This window comes from Pedobacter sp. 01N416 (genome assembly GCF_056399685.1).
In genome coordinates this window covers 1-3,281 of sequence record NZ_JBFTRT010000651.1, presented here as the reverse complement: position 1 = coordinate 3,281, position 3,281 = coordinate 1, and the positions used below count along the sequence as shown (strand labels likewise).

The following is a 3,281-nucleotide window of genomic DNA, read 5'->3' as shown; positions in this document are numbered from 1 at the left end:
CCTAAACAAAAGCCAGGTTTTAGAGGGTTATTTCAACTATGATAAAACTTTTGGAAAACATAGTTTAAAATTGCTTGGAGGTTATTCATGGCAAGAAGATAGAACGAATGACGGTTTTGGCGTAACTACACAAAATTTTTCAAATGATAATTTAGGCTATAACAACCTGTTTTTGTCTAATCCAAGTTTGCTCTCTCAAATAGCCTTTAATAATGCGCCAATATCTACTTTAAGATTAATTTCATATTATGGCAGGGTTCAGTACAACTATAATGAGAAATATTTATTTCAGGCATCTTTAAGAGATGATGGCTCTTCCGCATTCGGAAAAAATAATCGTTGGGGTCTATTCCCGGCTGTTTCTGCAGGCTGGAGAATTATTGGCGAAGATTTCATGCAGTCGGTTCCGGTGATTAGTGATCTAAAACTTCGTGCTGGTTATGGCGTATCTGGTAACAGTTTAGGTTTCGACGCCTTCTCTTCATTATTAATTTATGGAACACTTTCTGGAAGTAATAAATTTTTAAACAACGGTTCTATCAGTAATGCGATTGGTCCGGTTAGAAACCCGAATCCAGATTTAAAATGGGAAAGTACAGCAACAACCAATATAGGTTTAGATTTTGGTTTATTTAAAAACAGGATTACGGGTTCGTTAGATTTTTACGTGAAACAAACATCAGATTTGATTTACGACCGTTACGAAGTATCTACAACACAGTTTTTCTTACCAACCATTACAGCCAACGTTGGTAAAATCAAAAATACAGGGGTAGAATTTTCATTAAATGCTACAGTTTTCCAAACAGATAGTTTCAGATGGACAACCTCGCCAAATATTGCGCACAATAAAAACGTAGTGGAAACTTTATCTGATGAATTCTATAAAATTCCATTCATTCAAACAGCTCAGCTTGGTGGCAAAGGTCAGTCGGGCAATTTCAGTCAGTTAGTTCAGCCAGGTTATGCATTGGGCACTTTTAACCTTTGGAATTATGCAGGTAAAAATGCTGCAGGTGTAAGTACATACATCAATGCTGCTGGTCAAACTATTGCCACACAGCCTTTAACCACTGATGCAAAAATTGCTGGCAACGCCCAGCCTAAATTAATTTACGGATGGGTAAATAGTTTCAGCTATAAAAACTGGGATTTTAACTTTTTAGTTAGAGGCGTTTTGGGTAATAAGATTTTGAATGCTACAAAGGCATCTTTAAATAATCCTGCCGATGCAAAACTCCAAAACATCCCAACCTTTACCCTGGGCGAATCTTTCAATGATATTAATGCATATCTGATTTCAGACCGTTTCCTTGAAAGTGGCTCATACTTGCGTTTGGATAACGCTACGCTTGGCTATACGCTAAAACCTAAAACACCAACCATCAAAGCCATTAGATTATATGTTACCGCAAATAATCTTTTTGTAATCACTAAATACAGTGGTTTAGACCCAGAAATCAACATTGGTGGATTAACGCCTGGAATTGATAACAATAATTATTATCCAAAAACAAGAACCTTCAGTTTCGGTGCAAGTGCATCATTCTAAAAAAAATAAAGATGAAAAAGATTATAATCCTATTTAATATCCTTGCTTGCCTGATGGTATTGGAATCATGCAGTAAGCTCGATGTCGATGTTGAATCGCAATACGTTAAAGATAATTTTCCTTTTACCAATTCAGATTACGCGGCACTTTATGGCACTATGTATTCTAATCTTTCTTCTCAATATGGCGTTCCATATTGGAGAATGCAAGAGCTTTCTACAGATGCCGCAATTATTCCTGCACGCGATGGAAACTTTGATGATGGTGGCCAGTACCGTCAGCTTCATTACCATACCTGGACGATTGATCACCCGAATGTGAGAGATATCTGGCAGTGGGGGTTTGGCGGAATCAATAACTGCAACCGTTTAATCAACCTGACTAGTGAATCTTCAGTTTCGGCTACGCAAAAAAGCAGCAGTTTAGCTGAAGTAAAAGCAATGAGGGCCTTGTATTATTACTTTATGATGGATTTATATGGTAATGTGCCGATTATCGATACTTTTCCAGTGAATACGCTGCCTGGAAACCAAACCAGGGATAAAGTATTTGAATTTATTGAGAAAGAACTTTTAGCCGTTATTCCGCAATTACCAATAAAAGATAATAACAACCGAGTATTGGTTTATGGCCGACCAACCCAGGCAATGGCTTATGCTTTATTAGAAAAAATGTACCTTAATGCTGAGGTATATACTGGCAAACCGAGATATGCAGATGCTGTAATTATGGCTGATAATATTCTGAAAAACACCAACTACGTTTTAGATAACAAATATTCAGATATTTTTGATGTAAACAACGGTCCTCAGATTAATGAAACCATATTCGCTATTCCTTACGATCAGCAGATTCCGGGTAACCAGATTACAAGATTTGGTTTTTACCCTGCATTAGCAGCAGCTTATGGGATTAACGTAGGTTTTAGTATTGCTATGAGCACTACTCCCGAATATTATAATCGTTTTAATTTAAACAATGATATCCGTAACAGTTTCTGGTTAATTGGCAGGAACAACTACACAAATAGAAATTACGCCAGATTTAATCTTGAAACCAGGCAAGCCAATGGATTTGGGTAATACCGTTGCAGATCAGGCTAAAGGTGTTCGATCGGTGAAGTACTGGCCAGATGCAAACGCAATTCAGGCGACACGTTTAAATGGCAACGATATGCCCCTACTCCGTTTGGCAGATGTAATGCTCATGAAAGCAGAAGCAATATTAAGAGGAGCAACTGCTACTACTGTTAATGGCGAGCTGCAAACTCCATTGGTGCTTTTAAATAAAATAAGAAGCCGTGCAGGTGCTGAACTGGCAAGTTCTGCAACATTAACGAACTTATTAGATGAAAGAGCCCGTGAATTTAGCTGGGAAGCATGGAGAAGAAATGACTTAATCCGTTTCGGACAATTTGAAACTGAATATCCGTTACCAAACGATGTACTTTTCATGAATAAGGATATAACCAGAAGAATTTATCCTATTCCAGCAAACGAGTTAAAGCTTAATACAAACCTTAAACAAAACCCTGGGTATTAACAATTAAAAAGGTGTATGAGAATCATCAGTTGCATTAGCCTATTGCTGGTATTACCAGCAATAGCGTTTATTACCGTTAAAGAAGATCCAACCATCAATCAGATTCAGGTAATTGGTTCGCACAACAGTTATAAGCAAGCCATCGATCCGGCATTATTTACCATGTTCAAGAAAACGGATTCGGTAT

4 protein-coding genes are annotated in these 3,281 nt (G+C 37.5%); all 4 read left to right on the top strand.

Annotated elements, in window-relative coordinates:
• Positions 1 to 1,552: TonB-dependent receptor domain-containing protein (locus AC1DND_RS25335; protein WP_477585302.1), on the top strand; the 1,552-nt coding region annotated here is incomplete at its 5' end.
• Positions 1,553 to 1,563: 11 nt separating this feature from the next.
• Positions 1,564 to 2,634 carry a RagB/SusD family nutrient uptake outer membrane protein gene (locus AC1DND_RS25330; RefSeq protein ID WP_477585301.1) on the top strand — a complete coding sequence of 357 codons (1,071 nt, stop codon included), beginning with the start codon at positions 1,564 to 1,566 and terminating at the stop codon, positions 2,632 to 2,634.
• Complete coding sequence (locus AC1DND_RS25325; RefSeq protein WP_477585300.1) at positions 2,603 to 3,094, top strand: RagB/SusD family nutrient uptake outer membrane protein; 492 nt, start codon at positions 2,603 to 2,605, stop codon at positions 3,092 to 3,094. The genes AC1DND_RS25330 and AC1DND_RS25325 overlap by 32 nt, the downstream gene beginning before the upstream one ends.
• Before the next feature lie 15 nt (positions 3,095 to 3,109).
• Positions 3,110 to 3,281, top strand: a 172-nt coding sequence (locus AC1DND_RS25320) for a Ca2+-dependent phosphoinositide-specific phospholipase C (protein ID WP_477585303.1), incomplete at its 3' end; no start/stop codon positions are given.